Consider the following 20,888-nt stretch of genomic DNA (forward strand, 5'->3'; position numbering starts at 1 on the left):
CAGAATTTGCCTGGCGGCTGTAGCGCGGTGGTCCCACCTGACCCCATGCCGAACTCAGAAGTGAAACGCCGTAGCGCCGATGGTAGTGTGGGGTCTCCCCATGCGAGAGTAGGGAACTGCCAGGCATCAAATAAAAGCGAAAGGCTCAGTCGAAAGACTGGGCCTTTTGTTTTATCTGTTGTCTGTCGGTGAGCGCTCTCCTGAGCAGGACAAATTTGCCATAAACTGCCAGACATCAAATAAAATGAAGAAGCCCATCCTGACGGATGGGCTTTTTTGCGTCTGTGCGGGATGAAAACTGCCGGATGCGGCGCATCGCCTTATCCGGCCTACAAAAGCGAGTCCTGCTACCCGCGTACGAGGTTGAGTAACGGATACGGTCGTCCGAGATCGTCCACCTCTGTACGTCCCGTCACGCTAAATCCCATCTTCTTATAGAATCCAACCGCCTGCTCATTCTGCTCGTTAACGTTGGTTGTTAGCGTTGAACTCATTGATAAAGCATGTTCAATCAGCAGTTTACCAACGCCACTACCACGCACATCCGGATCGACAAACAGGGCATCTATATGCTGGTCGGTCAGGAGCATAAAGGCGACGGGCTCATCCTGTTCTGTCACTGCAACCCACAGAGGGGCTTCTGGTAAAAATGAACGTACCAGCTCCTCCAGCTCAATCCGATAATCCGCAGAGAGGAAATGGTGCGTGGCGTCTACTGAGCGACACCAAATAGAAACTAACTTATCTCCTTCGTCCTGACGCGAACGACGAATGGTAAGGTTCATAGCATTCTCCTTTTTTTCTTTACTGCACTATTCTACAGCAAGGAGCCGTGAAACTTTCTCAACTTGAGGATGCAGGCTCGACATTCGCATGATTCCTGGGTATCTTCAGCTATCTGGATGTCTAAACGTTTAAACGTATGTTGTGAGGTTATCAGGTTATGCCAATTCGCGTGCAGGACGAGCTACCCGCCGTCAATTTCTTGCGTGAGGAAAACGTCTTCGTGATGACGACATCCCGCGCTTCCGGTCAGGAAATTCGTCCACTGAAGGTGCTCATCCTTAACCTGATGCCCAAGAAGATTGAAACGGAAAACCAGTTCCTGCGCTTATTGTCTAACTCACCGCTGCAGGTAGATGTTCAGCTATTGCGCATCGATGCCCGCGAGTCACGCAACACCCCAACGGAGCATCTGAATAACTTCTACTGTAATTTCGAGGATATCTGCAATCAGAACTTTGACGGACTAATTGTTACCGGCGCACCGTTGGGCCTGGTTGAATTTAATGATGTGGCTTACTGGCCGCAGATTAAGCAAGTACTTGAATGGGCGAAAGATCATGTTACCTCGACGCTATTTGTCTGTTGGGCGGTGCAAGCCGCGTTGAATATTCTGTACGGAATTCCCAAGCAAACCCGTACGGATAAACTCTCAGGTGTCTATGAGCACCACATTCTGCACCCTCATGCGCTGCTGACGCGTGGATTCGATGATGCGTTCCTGGCCCCGCATTCGCGCTATGCTGATTTCCCTGCTGCGCTTATCCGCGACTACACCGATCTCGAGATTTTTGCTGAAACCGAAGGGGGAGATGCCTATCTGTTTGCCAGCAAAGATAAACGTATTGCTTTTGTGACAGGTCATCCTGAGTATGACGACCACACACTCGGCAGCGAATATTTTCGTGATGTTGAAGCGGGCTTATCGCCGGAAGTACCCTATAACTATTTCCCGAAAGATGACCCGCAAAACAAACCGCGGGCGACCTGGCGTAGCCACGGTAATCTGTTGTTTACCAACTGGCTTAACTATTACGTCTACCAGATCACGCCATATGATCTACGACATATGAATCCAACGCTGGATTGATGATTTATTTACCGCTCCCGAATGCTCTTCGGGAGCGGGGCGTTTCAGGCTATTCGGCAGGGCGTTTGCGTGTAATCAAACGCTTTATAGGTTAGAACGAATTCTTTGTGGCCCAGACGTTCCGCGCTACAGAGTTTTCCATTGCTGGTTGCCGCAATACAGTCGAGAATCTCCGTCGCTACATCATCGAGAGATGCCCCTTCGCTAATAATTCGCCCGGCATTGACGTCCATATCATCAGCCATATTGGCCCAGGTCTGCGGGTTGTTGCAGACTTTAATCACTGGCGCAATGACTGAACCTATGACAGAACCCCGTCCGGTGGTAAATAAAATCATATGGCAGCCGGTGGCAATGAGTTCCATCGCTTCCGAAGAGTCATTGATATTAGGATAACCGAAACGGGCTTCGCCATCGGGAACCACATCCATCAGATACAGACCCGGATAAGGGGCGCGCTCTGTCGGCAGCAGTACCCCCTGAATTGGGCTATCGCCTGACTTGGTATAGGCGCCGAGTGATTTTTCTTCTTGCGTGGTTAACCCCCCCACGGCATTACCGTTGGAAAAACTCCCCAGACCCATTGTTGCGTAATAGCGCTTGGCTTTCTCCATTGCGGCGTCAATGGCTTCTCTGGCGGCGGGCGTAGCTGCACGCGCCATCATATGCCCTTCGCAACCGATAAGTTCACCGCTCTCCTCAAAGATACAGGTCGCTCCTTGAGCGAGAAGACGATCAAATGCCCGGCCCACGGCGGGATTGCCGGTGATCCCACTGGTGCCATCTGATCCACCGCAGATAGTGCCAATCACCAAATCTTTGAAAGCCAGCGGGCGCACCGGCGTTTGCGCAATTTGCGCCAACATCTCTGTCACGCAGTTTTTCCCACGGCGAATAGTTTCTGCTGTTCCGCGATTTTCCTGAATGACCAGCTTATGACATGGACGACCGCTGGCGATAACATCATCATAGAGTTTATCGCGATCGAAGTTCTCGCAGCCCAGGGCGATAATCAACACTGCACCAACGTTGGGATGCGTCGCCAGCCCTTTTACCAGGCGGTAGCCATAGTCGGTCGGATAGCATCCGGAGAAGCCAAAATACTGCACATCGTCATCAGGGAAGGATTCGGCAATGACTTTGGCGACATGACTGGCGCACTCCACCATAAAGATGACCTGGACGCTGTTACGAATACCTGTGCTACCATCTTGTCTGATATAACCACGCATCAGGCATCTCCTGCCGGCTCATAGCCCGCGTTATCATGGTGGAATACGGCGATATAATCACTGCTCAGGTTATGCGAGTGGATATGCTCGCCGATGGCAATAGCCTGACTGGCGGAGCCAATCTCTGCGCCATATTTACGCACTTTATCGCCTGCACTTAGCGCTTCAATTGCCAGCTTATGCCCCAGTGCGACAGAACTTATTGCCGAAAATTCGCCACCGTCGTAGTGGATGCAATCGCCGCTCTGAATGTCCTCCAGCGCGACAACGCAGTTATCCTGTTTATGTAATAGCAGAGCGCGTTTATTCATTTGCATCAGCTCTATCTGTAGTCAATATTTAGGCGGCCCGAAGACCGCCTGATCATTAAAAGCCAATCAGCGCACCGCCGTCGACAACCAATACCTGCCCGCTAACGAACCCGGCGGCGTCAGAAGCCAGATAGGTCGCCGCCCAGCCGATATCTTCTGGCTTACCGAATTTTTTCATCGGCGTGCGGCCAAGGATTTTGTTTTTACGCTCATCGTCGCCTTCAATGGCTTTGCGCAGCATAGGCGTATCAATCCAGCCAGGTGCGACGCCGTTGACGCGAATACCTGCACCGGACAACTCAGTTGCCATGCCGTGAATGAGTCCCAGATAAGCTGATTTCGCCGCGGCATAGCCGGTCACGTAAGGCTGTCCGAGGAAAGAGGTCATTGAAGCGGTAAACAGTACGCAGGCGTTACCGTGCTGCTTCATATGCGGAACCAGGGCGCGGGTCAGAGCGAAAGCGCCAACAACATGGACATCCAGCACGGATTCGAAATCTGCGACGCTCATCTCTTCGATTGGTTTTTTGCAGTGATTTCCTGCGTTATTGACCAGAATATCAATCTGCCCATGCTGACTGAGCAGGCCGTCGACCCAGCTTTCCGTTTCGCCCGTGTTGGCAACATTAAATTGGCTCCAGGAGGCTTTTGCTCCCAGTTCTTCGGCAGCTTTTTTGGCCGCTTCGCCGTTCAGATCGGCAATAATGACCTTTGCGCCGCAGGCGATCATACATTTCGCCATGGCATAGCCCAGACCGCTGGCGGAACCAGTAATAAGCGCCGTTTTGTTTTCCAGTGAAAAAGGATTATTCATTGTCATGATAGTTTTCTCGTCAAATTAGAGATCGATTAAAATTTTGGTGAATGCGCCCGGATCGGCTGCCCAGTCTTGAAACGCTTTATCAGCGGAATCGATTGGGTAGTGCGCAGAAATAATGTGCTCGATGGGGTAGCTGTGCTTTTCCATCAATGACAGCACCGCACGGAAGTCCGCAACGGTGGCATTGCGCGAGCCGCGGATATCCAACTCTTTCATCAGGAAGCGTGCACTTTCGTAATTCACTGGCTTTTTGGCATAACCGACATACACCACGCGCCCACAAAATGCGGCCAGTTCAACGGCCTGTTCGATGGTCTTATCAAGGCCGATGGCTTCAATCACCACTGTCGGGCCGCGGCCTTCATTCAGTTGTCCTAGTATCTCCGCGACGTCTTCACGAGTACTGTTGAGATATCTTTCCGCGCCACAGGCGGTTGCCACGGCCTGTTTGCGATCGTCGATATCAATTGCTATCACGCGACCGCCCATCGCGTTGGCTGCAGCTATTGCGCCTAGCCCGATCACGCCGCAGCCCATAACGGCAACCCACTCACCGACGATGATTTGCGCGCGGCGCGCGGCGTGAAGGCCGACCGCCAGGGGTTCAACCAGCGCCAGCTCGTTGCTGCTCAGCGTATTGCAGACGATAACTTTATTGGCTGGGATCGCCAGCAGCGGTACCATACCGCCCTGCCGCTGAACGCCGAGGGTCTGGTTATTTTGGCAGGCATTCGGACGCCCGCTCAGACAGGAGCTACAATGGCCGCATTCTGTACAGGGGAGGACAACGACTTTATCACCTTCATGGATATGCTTGGCATTACTACCCACTTTCAGGATCGTACCGCCTATTTCATGTCCCGGAATGCAAGGATATTGCGTGAGTGGATTCAGCCCACGCCAGGTGTTTAAATCTGAGCCACATAGACCTACGCGCTCAACGCGAATTAATACATGGTCGGATGGGCAATCTGGTTCGGCGATATCAATAAATCGCGTTACGGAACCTTTATCAATGGCTAATGCTTTCATATAAGAGCCTTATTTATCGGGTTACTGTAATTCGGAGGTGATAACGCTTTCTGCGTTTTTATTTTTTCTCTTAATGGGTTTGACCCCAAATGCCACACCGAGGGCACCGATTACGCCAATAGCACCAGCCAGAATAAAGGCTGCGATAAAACTATTGGTATACTGCACAATAAATCCGGTTAAGATGGGTGCAATAATTCCTGAAGTGTTTGCCAGTAAATGGACAAAACCACCGACGCCACCAACCTTATCGGGTGAAATATTATCGGATACGATTGCCCACGGAGCAGCAGCGGCGAGATACATAAAAAATATCCCCATTGCCATTAACATGACGGCATGAGTAACGGAAACAACCTGACCGGCAAAGCTGATGCAAATGGCAGAGAGAATCAAACCGCCGACGATGATGAGTTTTCTGGCAAGTAGCAGGTTTTTCGTTTTACGATATAACCAGTCGGAAAAAATTCCTCCGATGGCAATACCTACGCTGCCAATAATCCAAGGGATAGCAGAGGCAATACTCATCTCCTGAATATTAAGTCCTTTTTCCATCGATAAATAACTTGGGAACCAGGTTAGAAAGAAATAGAGAATATAGTTGATGGAAAAAAAAGCTAATCCGGTAAACAAAACAATTGGTTGGGTGAGATAAAAGACAAAAGGTACTTTTTCTCCATCACCACCATAGTCTGGCGCTCCTTTTTGTGCCTCATCGTATTCAGCAATCTCTACTTCTGAAGTGTGAGGATTGTTATGAGGACGATCGGTAAAGGCTTTCAGCCAGAAAAAGGTCCAGATAAACCCGAGCGACATCAGAATAATAAATGCAATCCGCCAGTTCCACATGACGACAATAGCGCCGACAATTGGCCCGGCAATCGCACCGCCCAGAGGATTGCCCGCGTTGGCGATACCGACGGCCCTGGCGCGCTGGTCAAGTGGCACCCAGTTGCTGATGCATTTGTTGATAGTGGTACTGATAGGTCCCTCACTCATACCGAATAACACACGGACTATGAACAGAGAAATGTAGCCAAAGGCAAGACCGGTCAGCCCGCAAAACAGTGACCAGGAGAGCATTGCAATGGCGAAAACCTTGCGTGGACCGTAAAGATCGGAGAGATAGCCACCAACAAAGTTAAACAGGGCGTAACCAAAGAAAAAACTACTCAGCATAATTCCGACTTCCGCCGGATTTAAGCCAAAATGGTCTTTGATATAGGGCATCGCCACAGAAAATGCCGCACGATCGAGGTAATTAATTACTCCTGCGATAAACAGCAAGAATAATATTTTTGAATGCTGTCGTTTGAACATAGCGAGTCCTGCATAAATAATTTATGTGAATTGTTGTAGGGTACGATTTGTATAGTGAATAAGTATTTACATCACGCCAAATTTTTCAAAGGCATCAACAGTGCTCATGCCGTTCTTTATTGCGATACGTACATCGCTTTCGGTTGCTACTTTTTCCAGTGCTTCTGTGATAACGTCTTTTTCTATCGATTTAGGAATAATTAACAGACCATCACTGTCTCCGTAGATAATATCTCCGGGGTTAATCGTAATCCCGCAGACTTCAACGGGAACGTTATAATCAATGACTTTTCCCCGCGGTCCCTGATCCTGAGCGTAAGTACCATAGCTGAACGTTGGAAAATTAATATCGAGGATCTCTTTAGAATCACGGACATATCCATCAAGTACTGCGCCTGCTGCTTTCAAATGCAGGGCGCGGGTTGACATTAATCCCCCCCATAATGCATAGCGAAGTGAACTTCCCGTGGCAATATAAACATCATTTTCTTTTAACGAATCCAGGGCCTCAAACATAATACCGAAGGGCTTTTTACCGATCTCAGTATTTCCGGATGACGAATGAAGCTCATAAACATCAGCTTCAAGAACGGGCATTGCCCGACCTGCAATAACCATACTGGAATGTAGTGGTTTAATGGAGGGGGAAACAAATTGATGCAGATACCCTTTAGTATCAAGAATATCACCGACGACGGCAGTGAATAGCTGCGTCCGCATTAACTGAAAAAGTTCCTTGTCGTTTTTCCACATAATTAAACATCCTGATGTACTGGTGAGAAGATATGCATTGAGACTAAAATACAACCTATAAACCTGTCAAACAGGTTTATAGGTTGAGAAGGGTAAACAGCTATACTCTGCGAAGCTCCTCACAGTTCTGCCAACATGGAAGGCGATCGATTTTCAGCCAGGCGTGTCCTATCCCTGGTGAGGCTTTTTCGGTAACATACGACTCAAGTGCGGAAGGAAATTACCTATAACACTATGATTTTTAATATTTAGACATGAATTTTACGGCTGACACAGGCATTACCCGCTCAGTAAATTGATGATAAAAATGATGACAACGAAAATTCAGCTTGAAAGCAATACTCTCTCGGCTCAGGTGCGGGATTACATACTGTCGTTAATTGCCCGGCAGAAATTGACCGTGGGCATGCCCGTGCCCAGTGAAATGCAGCTCACCCAGGAACTTGGCGTCAGTAAAGGAGTGGTACGAGAAGCCTATCGTTCCCTGGCGGCTCTTGGGATCCTTGAAACGAAAAGCGGCAAAGTTCCGCGCATTAAAGCGTTTGATTCCAGCGTATTGCAGCTTATCTTCTCTTTTGCCACGGTAACCGAGCAGGTCACTTCGTCCCAAATCCTCGCTGCCCGACGCTGGCTGGAAGCGGGTTGCGTACAAATGGCGGCACTCAATGGGGATGAAAGCGACTTTGCGGCACTAAAACAAGAAATGTTGCTGATTCGTGAAGAGTTTTCCGATGCTGAACGTTTTTTGCAGCACGATCTGAATTTCCATCTGCTGTTATCACGGGCATCGAAAAATCCATTGTTCAGCATTCTTCTGCAAGCTCTTCATGAGCAGTTGACCCACTCTATGCGTGCCGGTCTGGAAGCGCAAAAAGATCACTATGAATATGAACGCGGAATTATTGCACTACACCAGCGAGTTTGCGATTGCGTCTGTCTCCGGGATGCGGAAGGTGCGATGAAAGCCATGGATGATCACTTCAACCTCGCGTCCACCGCTTTGAACAATCTTTCCTCTCTTTAATTAAGCGTTTCAGCATATTGAATCAGGCACCTTCGGGTGCCTTTTTTATTTCCGAAACGCACCTCACCGTGTAATTAAATTTTATTTATATTGTTATCAACAAGTTAATTGATAATTAAATTAAAAATGGAAATTGTTTTTGATTTTGGAATTTAAATGAGTAGTCTTAGTTGTGCTGAACGAAAAGCGCACAACGATCCTTCGTTCGCATTGGGGATGTGTTTGGATCAATGACGAGGAACTACGCAATGAATCAACAGGCAACGACAACCGATGAACTGGTCTTCACCAGGCCGCGTGGCGAACAGGAACAGCAAATTCTGACCGCTGAAGCGGTGGAGTTTCTGACTGAACTGGTGACAAGATTTACGCCAAAGCGGAATAAACTTCTGGCTGCACGTATCCAGCAACAGCAGGATATTGATGACGGTAAGTTGCCTGATTTTATTTCGGAAACAGCTTCCATTCGAGAAGGTGACTGGAAAATTCGCGGAATTCCTGATGATTTATTGGATCGCCGCGTAGAGATCACCGGACCCGTTGAGCGCAAGATGGTCATCAACGCGCTGAACGCGAACGTCAAAGTCTTTATGGCTGACTTCGAAGATTCACTGGCTCCTGAGTGGAGCAAAGTTATCGACGGGCAGATCAACCTGCGCGATGCGGTCAATGGCACCATTAGCTACACCAACGAAGCGGGTAAAATTTATCAGCTCAAACCTAATCCGGCTCTGTTAGTGTGTCGCGTTCGTGGTCTGCACCTGCCGGAAAAACACGTCACCTGGCGTGGCGAATCTATCCCGGGCAGCCTGTTCGATTTTGCCCTCTACTTCTTCCATAACTACAAAACATTGCTGGCAAAAGGCAGCGGTCCTTATTTCTATCTGCCAAAAACACAGGCCTGGCAAGAAGCGGCATGGTGGAGCGAAGTGTTCAGCTATGCAGAGGATCGTTTTAATCTGCCGCGCGGCACCATTAAAGCGACCCTGCTGATTGAAACGCTGCCAGCCGTCTTCCAGATGGACGAAATTCTGCACGCCCTGCGTGATCACATTGTGGGTCTGAACTGCGGTCGTTGGGATTACATTTTTAGCTATATCAAAACGCTGAAGAACCACCCGGATCGCGTGCTGCCGGACCGTCAGGTGGTGACGATGGATAAGCCATTCCTCAGCGCCTATTCGCGTCTGCTGATTAAAACCTGTCATAAACGTGGCGCGTTCGCGATGGGCGGCATGGCGGCGTTCATTCCCAGCAAAGATGCGGAACGTAACAACCAGGTTTTGACCAAGGTAAAAGCGGACAAAGCACTGGAAGCAAATAACGGTCATGACGGCACCTGGATTGCCCATCCGGGGCTGGCAGATACCGCTATGGCGGTGTTCAACGACGTACTCGGTGAAAACAAAAATCAGCTGTTCGTGACCCGTGAAGAAGATGCCCCGATTACCGCAGAGCAACTGCTGGCACCTTGTGAAGGTGAGCGTACTGAAGAAGGCATGCGCGCCAATATCCGTGTCGCGGTGCAGTACATCGAAGCGTGGATCTCCGGTAACGGCTGCGTACCGATTTACGGTCTGATGGAAGATGCGGCTACCGCAGAAATCTCCCGTACCTCCATCTGGCAGTGGATCCACCATCAGAAGACGCTCAGTAACGGCAAGCCGGTTACCAAACCGCTGTTCCGTCAGATGCTGGCCGAAGAGATGCTGGTGATTCAGGACGAGCTGGGCGAACACCGCTACAGCAGCGGGCGTTTTGACGATGCCGCACGCCTGATGGAGCAAATCACTACCTCTGATGAATTGATCGATTTCTTGACCCTGCCAGGCTACCGCCTGCTGGCGTAATCCACCACATAACAATATGGAGCATCTGCACATGAAAACCCGTACTCAACAAATCGAAGAATTACAGAAAGAATGGACTCAACCGCGCTGGGAAGGCATCACCCGTCCATATAGCGCGGAGGAAGTGGTGAAATTACGTGGCTCGGTCAACCCGGAATGTACGCTGGCGCAGCTTGGCGCGGCGAAAATGTGGCGTCTGCTGCACGGTGAATCGAAGAAAGGTTATATCAACAGCCTCGGTGCGCTGACCGGCGGTCAGGCGCTGCAGCAGGCGAAAGCCGGTATTGAAGCGGTCTACCTTTCAGGCTGGCAGGTGGCGGCAGATGCCAACCTGGCATCCAGCATGTACCCGGACCAGTCGCTGTATCCGGCGAACTCGGTCCCGGCGGTGGTGGATCGGATCAATAACACATTCCGTCGCGCCGATCAGATCCAATGGTCAACCGGTATTGAGCCGAACGATCCGCGCTATGTAGATTACTTCCTGCCGATCGTTGCCGATGCGGAAGCAGGCTTTGGCGGCGTACTGAACGCGTTCGAACTGATGAAATCGATGATTGAGGCTGGTGCAGCGGCCGTTCACTTCGAAGATCAGCTCGCATCGGTGAAAAAATGTGGTCACATGGGCGGTAAAGTGCTGGTGCCGACGCAGGAAGCTATCCAGAAACTGGTGGCAGCCCGTCTGGCGGCTGATGTGATGGGCGTGCCGACGCTGGTGATTGCACGTACCGATGCTGACGCAGCCGATCTGATTACGTCTGATTGCGACCCGTACGACAGCGAGTTCATCACTGGCGAACGTACCAGCGAAGGGTTCTACCGTACGCATGCGGGTATTGAGCAGGCGATCAGTCGTGGCCTGGCCTATGCACCGTATGCGGATCTGGTGTGGTGTGAAACCTCCACGCCGGATCTCGAACTGGCGAAGCGTTTTGCCGATGCAATCCACGCTAAATACCCTGGCAAACTGCTGGCCTACAACTGTTCGCCGTCGTTTAACTGGCAGAAAAACCTGGATGACAAAACTATCGCCAGCTTCCAGCAGCAGCTGTCGGATATGGGTTACAAATACCAGTTCATTACCCTGGCGGGTATCCACAGCATGTGGTTCAACATGTTCGACCTCGCGCACTCTTATGCGCAGGGTGAAGGCATGCGCCACTATGTTGAGAAGGTTCAGCAGCCAGAATTTGCGGCGGCTAAAGACGGTTACACCTTCGTGTCCCATCAGCAGGAAGTGGGTACAGGCTACTTCGACAAAGTTACTACCATCATTCAGGGCGGCGCTTCCTCGGTGACCGCGCTGACCGGCTCGACCGAAGAATCGCAGTTTTGATGAATGCCCGGTGGCGCTACGCTTACCGGGCCTACGAAGGGATGTAGGCCGGACAAGCAAACGCGCCATCCGGCATGACGTTATGCCGGATGGGAGACATTGATGACGCGTGGCCTGGAATTACTGATTGCTCAGACTATCTTGCAGGGTTTCGACGCCCAGTACGGGCGTTTTCTGGAAGTCACCTCCGGCGCGCAGCAGCGTTTTGAACATGCCGACTGGCATGCGGTTCAGCAGGCGATGAAAAGCCGTATTCACCTCTACGACCATCACGTGGGTCTGGTGGTGGAACAGTTGCGCTGCATTACTGACGGCAAAAGTACCGACGCGGATTTTTTACTTCGCGTGAAAGAGCATTACACCCGGCTACTGCCGGATTACCCGCGCTTCGAGATTGCGGAGAGCTTTTTTAACTCCGTTTACTGTCGGTTATTTGACCACCGCTCGCTGACTCCCGAGCGGCTGTTTATTTTCAGTTCTCAGCCAGAGCGCCGTTTTCGCACGATCCCACGCCCATTGGCGAAAGACTTTTTTCCTGATACCGGCTGGGAGTGGCTTCTGACGCGCGTCCTTAGCGATCTGCCCCTGCGTCTGCCGTGGCAGAACAAACATCGTGATATCCACTACATCATCGAACACCTGACCGAAACCCTGGGAGCGGATGTGCTGCCGGGCTGCCATTTACAGGTGGCGAACGAACTGTTTTATCGCAATAAGGCCGCCTGGCTGGTCGGGAAGTTGATTACCCCTTCCGGGACGCTGCCGTTTTTACTGCCAATCCACCGGACTGACGAAGGCGAATTGTTTGTCGATACCTGTCTGACCACGACAGCAGAGGCGAGCATTGTGTTTGGCTTTGCCCGCTCTTACTTTATGGTGTATGCCCCGCTGCCCGCGGCATTAGTGGAGTGGCTGCGCGAGATCCTGCCCGGGAAAACCACCGCCGAACTGTATATGGCGATTGGCTGTCAGAAACACGCGAAGACCGAAAGCTACCGCGAATATCTGCTCTATCTTGCCCATTGCGATGAGCAATTTATTGAAGCGCCGGGGATCCGCGGCATGGTGATGCTGGTGTTTACCCTGCCGGGTTTTGACCGGGTGTTTAAAATCATCAAAGACAAATTTGCCCCGCAAAAAGAGATGTCTGCTGCCCACGTCCGCGCCTGCTATCAACTGGTCAAAGAACACGATCGTGTTGGGCGGATGGCTGACACCCAGGAGTTCGAGAACTTTGTGCTGGAGAAACGGCAAATCGATCCGGCGTTGATGGCGCTGTTATTGCAGGAAGCCCCGGAAAAAATTACCGATCTTGGCGATCAGATTGTCATTCGCCATCTGTATATCGAACGGCGGATGGTGCCGCTGAATATCTGGCTGGAGCAGGTCGAAGGTCAGCAACTGCGCGATGCCATTGAAGAGTACGGTAACGCCATTCGTCAGCTGGCCGCCGCCAATATTTTCCCCGGCGATATGCTGTTTAAGAACTTCGGCGTGACCCGCCACGGGCGCGTGGTGTTCTACGATTACGATGAAATTTGCTATATGACGGAGGTGAATTTCCGCCATATCCCGCCGCCACGTTACCCGGAAGATGAGATGAGCGCTGAGCCGTGGTACAGCGTATCGCCGGGAGATGTCTTCCCGGAAGAGTTTCGTCACTGGCTATGTGCCGACCCGCGTATCGGGCCGCTATTTGAAGAGATGCACGCTGACCTGTTCAGCGCCGACTACTGGCGCGGCCTACAGACGCGGATTAAAAACGGGCATGTGGAAGATGTTTACGCCTACCGGCGTCGACAGCGGTTCAGCGTACGTTATGAAACCGACCGTAGGCCGGATAAGGCGCTTGCGCCGCCATCCGGCAATGTGCGCCGTGCCTGATACGCTACGCTTATCAGGCCTACAAATCTGCCTTAACCTTGGACAGTAGGCCCGGTAAGGCGTAGCCGCCACCCGGCAACCCCATCTTAGCGAAATCCGCCGTATGCCAGCGTCACTTCTTTCGCCGCTTTGATCGCCATGGCGCCAAACTCGGTCACGCGGTCATCAGTAATGCGTGAGATTGGCCCGGAAATGGAAATCGCAGCGAACGGCTCGCGGTGCTCGTCATAAATGCACGACGCCACGCAGCGCAGACCCAGCGCATGTTCCTCATCATCAAAGGAATAGCCGCGCTTGCGCGTCTGGGCCAGATCCTCTTTCAGATGCACTGGCGACACCAGCGTGGCGTGTGTATAAGCATGCAGGCCTTTGCGGTGCAGCAGGCCAGTCACTTGTTCTTCGCTCAGTTGGGATAAAAACGCCTTACCCGCACCTGAGGCGTGCATCGGCAGCTTGCCGCCGATAGGCGCGGACATGCGCATCAGTTGGGTACACTGCACCTGGTCGATAATAATGGCCTGATGATCGCTTTGATCCAGCACGGCCAGGTTTACTGTTTCACCGGAATCTTCCATCAGCTTGCGCAGGATCGGGTGCACAATCGCCAGCAGATTACGGCTTTGCAAAAAGCTGCTGCCGACGATGAACGCATGTGCGCCCACGGCCCAGTGGCCTAATTCACCCACCTGACGGACAAAACCCTGCTGCTGCATGGTGGTCAGCAAACGGTGAGTCGTGGAGTTTGGCAGGCCAGCCTGCTGCGCCAGCTCGGTCAGCGCCACGCTGCCGTTGGATTCCGCAATCCACTCCAGCAGCTTCAGACCGCGGGTCAGAGACTGAACCTGCCCGGTTGCAGGTGCAGTAGTGGCGGCGGGTTTTCTACCGCGTTTCGCGGGGACAGTGGCTACCATGGCAGACTCCTTTTCTGTATCGTGGAAATCATTTTCGTTTTATTCAATTATAATGCAAGAATTCCTGTACTGATCGGATGAGTGAAGCTGAACATGTCTCATGTTGGCCGTTGTTCTCTTTTCCGCCTCTCAGGTTTGTGCCAGTATGACCTGTTGAGTTTTTTTCGGTCTGGTTGAGCGTTGTCGGGAGCGAGTGTGAGCAGCAAAGTAGAACAATTACGTCAGCAGTTAAATGAACGTATTCTGGTGCTGGACGGCGGTATGGGCACCATGATCCAGGGATATCGTCTGAGCGAAGAGGATTTCCGCGGCGAACGCTTTGCCGACTGGCCGTGCGATCTGAAAGGTAACAACGACCTGTTGGTGCTCAGCAAACCGGAGGTCATTGCCGCCATCCATAACGCCTACTTTGAGGCGGGCGCGGATATCATCGAAACCAACACCTTTAACTCCACGACTATCGCCATGGCGGATTACCAGATGGAATCCCTGTCGGCGGAAATCAACTTTGCGGCAGCCAAACTGGCGCGTGCGGCGGCTGACGAATGGACAGCGCGTACACCGGAAAAACCGCGCTATGTCGCTGGCGTGCTCGGCCCAACTAACCGTACGGCGTCTATCTCGCCTGACGTTAACGACCCGGCTTACCGCAACATTACCTTTGATCAGCTGGTGGCCGCCTACCGTGAATCCACCAAAGCGCTGGTGGAAGGCGGCAGTGACCTGATCCTGATTGAAACCGTCTTCGATACCCTGAACGCCAAAGCCGCTATTTTCGCGGTTAAAACTGAATTCGAAGCGCTGGGCGTTGAGCTGCCGATTATGCTCTCCGGCACCATCACCGACGCTTCAGGCCGTACGCTCTCCGGCCAGACTACCGAAGCATTCTACAACTCCCTGCGCCACGCCGATGCGCTGACCTTTGGTCTGAACTGTGCCTTAGGTCCGGACGAGCTGCGCCAGTACGTGCAGGAACTGTCGCGTATTGCCGAATGCTACGTGACTGCGCACCCAAACGCCGGTTTACCAAACGCCTTTGGTGAATACGATCTCGACGCCGATACCATGGCGACGCAGATTCGCGAGTGGGCTGAGGCCGGTTTCCTGAATATCGTCGGCGGTTGCTGCGGCACCACGCCGGAACACATCGCCGCCATGAGCCGCGCGGTGGATGGCTTACCGCCGCGCCACTTGCCGGAAATCCCGGTTGCCTGCCGCCTGTCCGGCCTTGAGCCGCTGAACATCGGTGACGACAGCCTGTTTGTGAACGTCGGCGAGCGTACCAACGTCACCGGTTCGGCGAAATTTAAGCGCCTGATCAAAGAAGAGAAATACAGCGAAGCGCTGGACGTCGCCCGTCAGCAGGTGGAAAGCGGCGCGCAGATCATCGATATCAACATGGATGAGGGGATGCTCGATGCCGAAGCGGCAATGGTGCGTTTCCTCAACCTGATCGCCGGTGAGCCGGATATCGCCCGCGTGCCGATTATGATCGACTCCTCGAAATGGGACGTCATCGAGAAGGGGCTGAAGTGCATTCAGGGTAAAGGCATCGTTAACTCCATCTCGATGAAAGAGGGGGTTGAGACCTTTATCCATCACGCGAAGCTGCTGCGTCGCTACGGTGCTGCGGTGGTGGTGATGGCCTTTGACGAGCAAGGGCAGGCCGACACCCGCGCACGTAAAATCGAAATCTGCCGTCGGGCGTACAAAATTCTTACCGAAGAGGTGGGCTTTCCACCGGAAGACATCATCTTCGACCCGAACATCTTTGCCGTCGCAACCGGGATTGATGAGCACAACAACTACGCGCAGGACTTCATCGGTGCCTGTGAAGACATCAAACGCGAACTGCCGCACGCGCTGATTTCCGGCGGCGTTTCTAACGTTTCATTCTCGTTTCGTGGCAACGACCCGGTACGTGAAGCCATTCACGCGGTATTCCTCTACTACGCTATTCGCAACGGTATGGATATGGGGATCGTCAACGCCGGACAACTGGCAATTTACGACGACCTGCCCTCCGAGCTACGCGATGCGGTTGAGGACGTGATCCTTAACCGCCGTGACGATGGCACCGAACGACTGCTGGAGCTTGCTGAGAAGTATCGCGGCAGTAAAACCGACGACACGGCGAATGCCCAGATGGCGGAGTGGCGCACCTGGGATGTGAAAAAGCGCCTCGAATACTCGCTGGTGAAAGGCATTACCGAGTTTATTGAGCTGGATACCGAAGAAGCGCGCCAGCAGGCTGCGCGTCCGATCGAAGTTATTGAGGGACCGCTGATGGACGGCATGAACGTCGTTGGCGATCTGTTCGGCGAAGGCAAAATGTTCCTGCCGCAGGTGGTGAAATCCGCCCGCGTGATGAAACAGGCGGTGGCCTACCTCGAACCGTACATTGAGGCCAGCAAAGAGAAAGGCTCCAGCAACGGCAAAATGGTCATCGCGACCGTGAAAGGCGACGTACACGACATTGGCAAAAACATTGTCGGCGTGGTGCTGCAATGTAACAACTACGAAATCGTCGATCTTGGCGTGATGGTGCCAGCGGAGAAAATCCTTAGAACGGCGCGTGAAGTGAATGCCGACCTGATTGGCCTTTCCGGGCTGATTACCCCGTCGCTGGACGAAATGGTCAACGTGGCGAAAGAGATGGAGCGTCAGGGTTTTACTATTCCGCTGCTGATTGGTGGCGCGACCACCTCAAAAGCGCACACGGCGGTGAAAATTGAGCAGAACTACAGCGGCCCGACGGTGTACGTGCAGAACGCCTCGCGTACCGTTGGCGTCGTGGCCGCGCTGCTCTCCGACACCCAGCGTGATGACTTTGTCGCCCGTACGCGTAAAGAGTATGAAACCGTGCGTATCCAGCATGCGCGTAAGAAACCGCGTACCCCGCCGGTAACGTTACAGGCTGCCCGCGACAACGATCTGGCCTTCGACTGGGAAAACTACACGCCGCCGGTGGCGCACCGCCTGGGCGTGCAGGAAGTGGAAGCCAGCATCGAAACCCTGCGCAACTACATCGACTGGACGCCGTTCTTTATGACCTGGTCGCTGGCCGGGAAATATCCGCGCATTCTTGAAGATGAGGTGGTAGGAGAAGAGGCGAAGCGCCTGTTCAAAGACGCCAACGACATGCTGGATAAACTCAGCGCTGAGAAGACCCTGAATCCGCGTGGCGTGGTGGGTTTATTCCCGGCCAACCGCGTGGGTGACGACATCGAGATTTACCGTGACGAGACGCGTACGCACGTCATCAACGTGAGTCATCATCTGCGCCAGCAGACGGAAAAAGTCGGTTTCGCCAACTACTGCCTGTCTGACTTTGTTGCGCCGAAACTGAGCGGCAAAGCGGATTACATCGGTGCTTTCGCGGTTACCGGTGGTCTGGAAGAAGATGCGCTGGCGGATGCCTTCGAAGCCCAGCACGACGACTACAACAAGATCATGGTGAAAGCGATAGCCGACCGTCTGGCGGAAGCGTTCGCGGAATATCTGCATGAGCGCGTACGTAAAGTCTACTGGGGCTATGCGGCGAATGAGAACCTCAGTAATGAGGAGCTGATCCGCGAAAACTACCAGGGGATTCGCCCGGCGCCGGGCTATCCGGCGTGCCCGGAACACACCGAAAAAGCCACCATCTGGGAACTGCTGGACGTGGAAGCGCACACCGGAATGAAGCTCACCGAATCCTTCGCCATGTGGCCAGGCGCGTCGGTCTCCGGCTGGTATTTCAGCCATCCGGACAGCAAGTACTACGCCGTGGCGCAAATCCAGCGCGATCAGGTTGAAGATTATGCCTTCCGTAAAGGGATGAGCGTGGCGGAAGTCGAGCGCTGGTTAGCGCCGAACCTCGGCTACGACGCTGACTGATTCACAGAACTGTCATCTTTCTTTACAACAAACAGGGCACTCAATGAGTGTCCTGTCTCTTTATTACGTTTAAACCCTTATACTGAAAGAACGTTCATCGGTAGTGCTTGCCGGATGGCACATTTTTGTCGGCCTGATAAGCGTAGCGCCATCAGGCGGTATGTCATTGCTATGAACCTCAGGAACATATAACGATAAGGAGAACCTGATTCCGTGTTAACTCTGTTACACCTGCTTTCTGCTGTTTCTATGCTGGTTTGGGGTACGCATATTGTGCGTACCGGCGTGATGCGCGTCTTCGGCGCCCGCTTGCGTACCGTACTCAGCCGTAGCGTTGAAAAGAAGCCGCTCGCCTTTTGTGCGGGTATCGGCGTGACGGCGCTGGTGCAAAGCAGCAACGCCACCACCATGCTGGTCACTTCGTTTGTCGCGCAAGATCTCGTGGCGCTCACCCCTGCTCTGGTAATAGTGCTCGGCGCTGACGTGGGGACCGCGCTGATGGCGCGTATCCTGACCTTCGATCTCTCCTGGCTGTCGCCACTGCTGATTTTTATCGGCGTGATCTTCTTTCTCGGACGTAAGCAGTCCCGCGTGGGGCAACTGGGGCGGGTCGGTATTGGGCTGGGGTTGATTTTACTGGCGCTGGAGCTGATTGTGCAGGCGGTAACGCCGATCACTCAGGCGAACGGTGTGCAGGTTATTTTCGCCTCGCTCACCGGCGATATCATGCTCGATGCGCTGATTGGCGCCATGTTTGCGATTATCAGTTACTCCAGCCTGGCGGCAGTTTTGCTGACGGCAACACTAACCGCGGCAGGCATTATCTCGTTCCCGGTGGCGTTGTGTCTGGTGATTGGCGCCAACCTCGGCTCCGGTCTGTTGGCGATGTTGAATAACAGTGCCGCGAACGCCGCAGCCCGTCGCGTGGCGCTCGGCAGCCTGTTGTTTAAGCTGGTGGGGAGCCTGATTATCCTGCCATTTGTTCATCCGCTGGCCAATCTGATGGATGAACTGCCGCTGCCGAAATCTGAACTGGTTATCTACTTCCACGTTTTCTACAACCTGGTGCGCTGCGTGGCGATGGTGCCGTTCGCCGAACCGATGGCACGTTTTTGTAAGCGCATCATCCGCGATGAGCCGGAGCTGGATGCACATCTGAAACCCAAACATCTGGACGTCAGCGCGCTGGATACGCCGACGCTCGCTCTGGCCAATGCTGCCCGTGAAGCCCTGCGTATCGGTGACGCGATGGAGCAGATGATGGACGGGTTGAAGAAAGTAATGCACGGCGAACCGCGCGAAGAGAAAGAGCTGCGCAGGATGGCGGACGACATTAACGTGCTGTATACGGCCATCAAGCTCTATCTGGCGCGGATGCCAAAGGATGAGCTGGCGGAAGAAGAGTCACGCCGTTGGGCAGAGATTATCGAAATGTCGCTCAACCTCGAGCAGGCTTCCGATATTGTCGAACGTATGGGCAGTGAGATAGCTGATAAGTCGCTGGCCGCACGTCGGGCATTCTCTGTCGAAGGGCTGAAAGAGCTGGATGCGCTCTACGATCTGCTGCTCAGCAATCTGCAACTGGCGATGTCGGTGTTCTTCTCAGGTGACGTGACCAGTGCCCGTCGTCTGCGCCGCAGCAAGCACCGTTTCCGTATTCTCAACCGTCGTTATTCGCATGCCCACGTTGACCGTCTGCATCAGCAGAATGTGCAGAGCATCGAGACCAGCTCCTTGCACCTGGCGCTGTTGGGCGATATGCAGCGTCTGAACTCGCTGTTTTGCTCTGTAGCCTATAGCGTGCAGGAACAGCCGGATGAAGACGATGAGCGGGATGATTATTGAGTGAGGTGAAGCGGTAGGCCGGATAAGGCATTTATGCCGCCATCCGGCAATGTTGTCGTCTACTTTGTAGGCCGGATAAGGCGAAGCCGCATCCGGCATAAGACAACCCATCAACTAAAAGCAGTGACCTGCCTCAACGGCAACCGCCTCTTCACCCGCTTTAAAGATATACGTGGTGTTCGGGCCGCCAAGCACCGCCTGACCGTTACTCACTTTGATCCAGTTACCTTCCGGCAATCCAATCACCGTCAGTTCCGGTGCCACAACCAGCAGCTCGCGAATACGCTGTTCACGCGTTTCGCCTTTGTGGCCTTCCGGCAGCGCGTTGGTGAAGTGTGGGTTAATCTGCAGCGGGAACAAACCCAGGGCATCGAAGCCTTTTGGATCGACAATCGGCATGTCGTTGGTGGTGCGGATGGTCTGGCAGGCAAGGTTGGAACCCGCGCTCCAGCCGATGTACAGCGCACCGCGTTTGACGACATCCACAATCGGCGCCAACAGACCGCGTTCGCGGCTTTCTTTCAGTAACTGGAAGGTATTACCCCCGCCGACAATTACCAGCTCTGCATTTTCAATAGCGGCAATCGGATCGGCAACGGTATGAATGCCCGTAACATTGACGCCCATTGGCGCAAAGATGGCTGCCGTTTTCGCCGTGTACTCATCCCAGGTTTGCGTCACGCCAGCGAACGGAATAAACACCGCCGTACGGCGACCATTCAGTTGCTCAGCAATTAGCGGCAGCGCATGTTCCATCCAGCCTTTGCCCGGCAGCGTCGAGTTACTCAATAAAAGCAGTTCCATCATTTCTCCATGTA

General features: G+C 53.0%; 16 protein-coding genes and 1 rRNA gene. 8 read left to right on the forward strand and 9 right to left on the reverse strand.

The genetic code is table 11. From position 1 onward, the window contains the following. The first annotated feature begins 9 nt into the window (after window positions 1–9). A 5S ribosomal RNA gene (gene rrf / locus BZK41_RS16955) occupies window positions 10–125 on the forward strand. Window positions 126–347: 222 nt separating this feature from the next. Here rrf and BZK41_RS16960 read toward each other — a convergent pair. Further along, the gene (locus tag BZK41_RS16960; protein ID WP_003826501.1) at window positions 348–785 is read right to left on the reverse strand and encodes an acetyltransferase; all 438 of its coding nucleotides are present in this window, start codon (window positions 783–785) and stop codon (window positions 348–350) included. 158 nt (window positions 786–943) lie between these two features. Here BZK41_RS16960 and metA point away from each other — a divergent pair, with 158 nt between their 5' ends. Continuing rightward, entirely contained in the window at window positions 944–1,873 is a 930-nt protein-coding gene (gene metA / locus BZK41_RS16965; protein ID WP_079938928.1) for a homoserine O-succinyltransferase, read from the forward strand. Window positions 1,874–1,917: 44 nt separating this feature from the next. Here metA and BZK41_RS16970 read toward each other — a convergent pair whose 3' ends face one another. The 6 genes from BZK41_RS16970 to BZK41_RS16995 form a co-directional block, all read right to left on the reverse strand. Then, window positions 1,918–3,105, reverse strand: coding sequence for a UxaA family hydrolase (locus tag BZK41_RS16970; protein WP_172313221.1), 1,188 nt, complete (start codon window positions 3,103–3,105; stop codon window positions 1,918–1,920). Continuing rightward, window positions 3,105–3,422, reverse strand: a complete 318-nt coding sequence (locus BZK41_RS16975) for a UxaA family hydrolase (protein WP_253193773.1) — start codon at window positions 3,420–3,422, stop codon at window positions 3,105–3,107. The genes BZK41_RS16970 and BZK41_RS16975 overlap by 1 nt, the downstream gene beginning before the upstream one ends. Before the next feature lie 49 nt (window positions 3,423–3,471). Further along, on the reverse strand, window positions 3,472–4,236 hold the full coding sequence (locus tag BZK41_RS16980; RefSeq protein ID WP_079938930.1) for an SDR family NAD(P)-dependent oxidoreductase: 765 nt from the start codon (window positions 4,234–4,236) through the stop codon (window positions 3,472–3,474). 18 nt (window positions 4,237–4,254) lie between these two features. Further along, window positions 4,255–5,268 (reverse strand): zinc-binding alcohol dehydrogenase family protein, encoded by a 1,014-nt coding sequence (locus tag BZK41_RS16985; protein ID WP_079938931.1) that lies wholly within the window; start codon window positions 5,266–5,268, stop codon window positions 4,255–4,257. Window positions 5,269–5,289: 21 nt separating this feature from the next. Continuing rightward, window positions 5,290–6,588, reverse strand: coding sequence for an MFS transporter (locus tag BZK41_RS16990; RefSeq protein ID WP_079938932.1), 1,299 nt, complete (start codon window positions 6,586–6,588; stop codon window positions 5,290–5,292). 66 nt (window positions 6,589–6,654) lie between these two features. After that, on the reverse strand, window positions 6,655–7,341 hold the full coding sequence (locus BZK41_RS16995) for an RraA family protein (RefSeq protein ID WP_079938933.1): 687 nt from the start codon (window positions 7,339–7,341) through the stop codon (window positions 6,655–6,657). A gap of 307 nt (window positions 7,342–7,648) precedes the next feature. On the opposite strand from BZK41_RS16995, the gene BZK41_RS17000 reads away from it, so the two are divergent. The 4 genes from BZK41_RS17000 (at window position 7,649) to aceK (ending at window position 13,435) form a co-directional block, all read left to right on the forward strand. After that, the gene (locus BZK41_RS17000) at window positions 7,649–8,365 is read left to right on the forward strand and encodes a FadR/GntR family transcriptional regulator (protein ID WP_228100536.1); all 717 of its coding nucleotides are present in this window, start codon (window positions 7,649–7,651) and stop codon (window positions 8,363–8,365) included. 248 nt (window positions 8,366–8,613) lie between these two features. After that, window positions 8,614–10,215, forward strand: a complete 1,602-nt coding sequence (aceB, locus tag BZK41_RS17005; RefSeq protein WP_032948287.1) for a malate synthase A — start codon at window positions 8,614–8,616, stop codon at window positions 10,213–10,215. 31 nt (window positions 10,216–10,246) lie between these two features. Beyond that, on the forward strand, window positions 10,247–11,551 hold the full coding sequence (gene aceA, locus BZK41_RS17010) for an isocitrate lyase (RefSeq protein ID WP_003826506.1): 1,305 nt from the start codon (window positions 10,247–10,249) through the stop codon (window positions 11,549–11,551). A gap of 102 nt (window positions 11,552–11,653) precedes the next feature. Continuing rightward, complete coding sequence (aceK, locus tag BZK41_RS17015; protein WP_079938934.1) at window positions 11,654–13,435, forward strand: bifunctional isocitrate dehydrogenase kinase/phosphatase; 1,782 nt, start codon at window positions 11,654–11,656, stop codon at window positions 13,433–13,435. An 86-nt stretch (window positions 13,436–13,521) separates the two neighbouring features. Here aceK and iclR read toward each other — a convergent pair whose 3' ends face one another. Next, the gene (gene iclR, locus BZK41_RS17020; protein WP_079938935.1) at window positions 13,522–14,346 is read right to left on the reverse strand and encodes a glyoxylate bypass operon transcriptional repressor IclR; all 825 of its coding nucleotides are present in this window, start codon (window positions 14,344–14,346) and stop codon (window positions 13,522–13,524) included. Between the two features lie 195 nt (window positions 14,347–14,541). Here iclR and metH point away from each other — a divergent pair, with 195 nt between their 5' ends. Together metH and BZK41_RS17030 are read left to right on the forward strand one after the other, a co-directional pair. Next, the gene (metH, locus tag BZK41_RS17025; RefSeq protein ID WP_079938936.1) at window positions 14,542–18,225 is read left to right on the forward strand and encodes a methionine synthase; all 3,684 of its coding nucleotides are present in this window, start codon (window positions 14,542–14,544) and stop codon (window positions 18,223–18,225) included. Between the two features lie 213 nt (window positions 18,226–18,438). Next, window positions 18,439–20,070 carry a Na/Pi cotransporter family protein gene (locus BZK41_RS17030; RefSeq protein WP_079938937.1) on the forward strand — a complete coding sequence of 544 codons (1,632 nt, stop codon included), beginning with the start codon at window positions 18,439–18,441 and terminating at the stop codon, window positions 20,068–20,070. Window positions 20,071–20,184: 114 nt separating this feature from the next. Here the strand turns inward: BZK41_RS17030 and pepE are convergent, their stop codons facing one another. Further along, the gene (gene pepE, locus BZK41_RS17035; RefSeq protein ID WP_048236375.1) at window positions 20,185–20,874 is read right to left on the reverse strand and encodes a dipeptidase PepE; all 690 of its coding nucleotides are present in this window, start codon (window positions 20,872–20,874) and stop codon (window positions 20,185–20,187) included. Window positions 20,875–20,888 lie beyond the last annotated feature (14 nt).

It is taken from the genome of Citrobacter sp. A316, assembly GCF_002042945.1.
GTDB classification, from domain to species: domain Bacteria; phylum Pseudomonadota; class Gammaproteobacteria; order Enterobacterales; family Enterobacteriaceae; genus Citrobacter; species Citrobacter portucalensis.

What these genes read in the sequence shown, in the direction of transcription:
- BZK41_RS16975 (WP_253193773.1), bottom strand. Translation starts at nt 3,422, where the DNA reads ATGCAAATGAATAAACGCGCTCTGCTATTACATAAACAGGATAACTGC.
- metA (WP_079938928.1), top strand. Translation starts at nt 944, where the DNA reads ATGCCAATTCGCGTGCAGGACGAGCTACCCGCCGTCAATTTCTTGCGT.
- aceA (WP_003826506.1), top strand. Translation starts at nt 10,247, where the DNA reads ATGAAAACCCGTACTCAACAAATCGAAGAATTACAGAAAGAATGGACT.
- BZK41_RS16985 (WP_079938931.1), bottom strand. Translation starts at nt 5,268, where the DNA reads ATGAAAGCATTAGCCATTGATAAAGGTTCCGTAACGCGATTTATTGAT.
- BZK41_RS16980 (WP_079938930.1), bottom strand. Translation starts at nt 4,236, where the DNA reads ATGACAATGAATAATCCTTTTTCACTGGAAAACAAAACGGCGCTTATT.
- BZK41_RS16995 (WP_079938933.1), bottom strand. Translation starts at nt 7,341, where the DNA reads ATGTGGAAAAACGACAAGGAACTTTTTCAGTTAATGCGGACGCAGCTA.
- aceB (WP_032948287.1), top strand. Translation starts at nt 8,614, where the DNA reads ATGAATCAACAGGCAACGACAACCGATGAACTGGTCTTCACCAGGCCG.
- BZK41_RS17000 (WP_228100536.1), top strand. Translation starts at nt 7,649, where the DNA reads ATGATGACAACGAAAATTCAGCTTGAAAGCAATACTCTCTCGGCTCAG.
- aceK (WP_079938934.1), top strand. Translation starts at nt 11,654, where the DNA reads ATGACGCGTGGCCTGGAATTACTGATTGCTCAGACTATCTTGCAGGGT.
- BZK41_RS16990 (WP_079938932.1), bottom strand. Translation starts at nt 6,588, where the DNA reads ATGTTCAAACGACAGCATTCAAAAATATTATTCTTGCTGTTTATCGCA.
- BZK41_RS16970 (WP_172313221.1), bottom strand. Translation starts at nt 3,105, where the DNA reads ATGCGTGGTTATATCAGACAAGATGGTAGCACAGGTATTCGTAACAGC.
- iclR (WP_079938935.1), bottom strand. Translation starts at nt 14,346, where the DNA reads ATGGTAGCCACTGTCCCCGCGAAACGCGGTAGAAAACCCGCCGCCACT.
- pepE (WP_048236375.1), bottom strand. Translation starts at nt 20,874, where the DNA reads ATGGAACTGCTTTTATTGAGTAACTCGACGCTGCCGGGCAAAGGCTGG.
- BZK41_RS16960 (WP_003826501.1), bottom strand. Translation starts at nt 785, where the DNA reads ATGAACCTTACCATTCGTCGTTCGCGTCAGGACGAAGGAGATAAGTTA.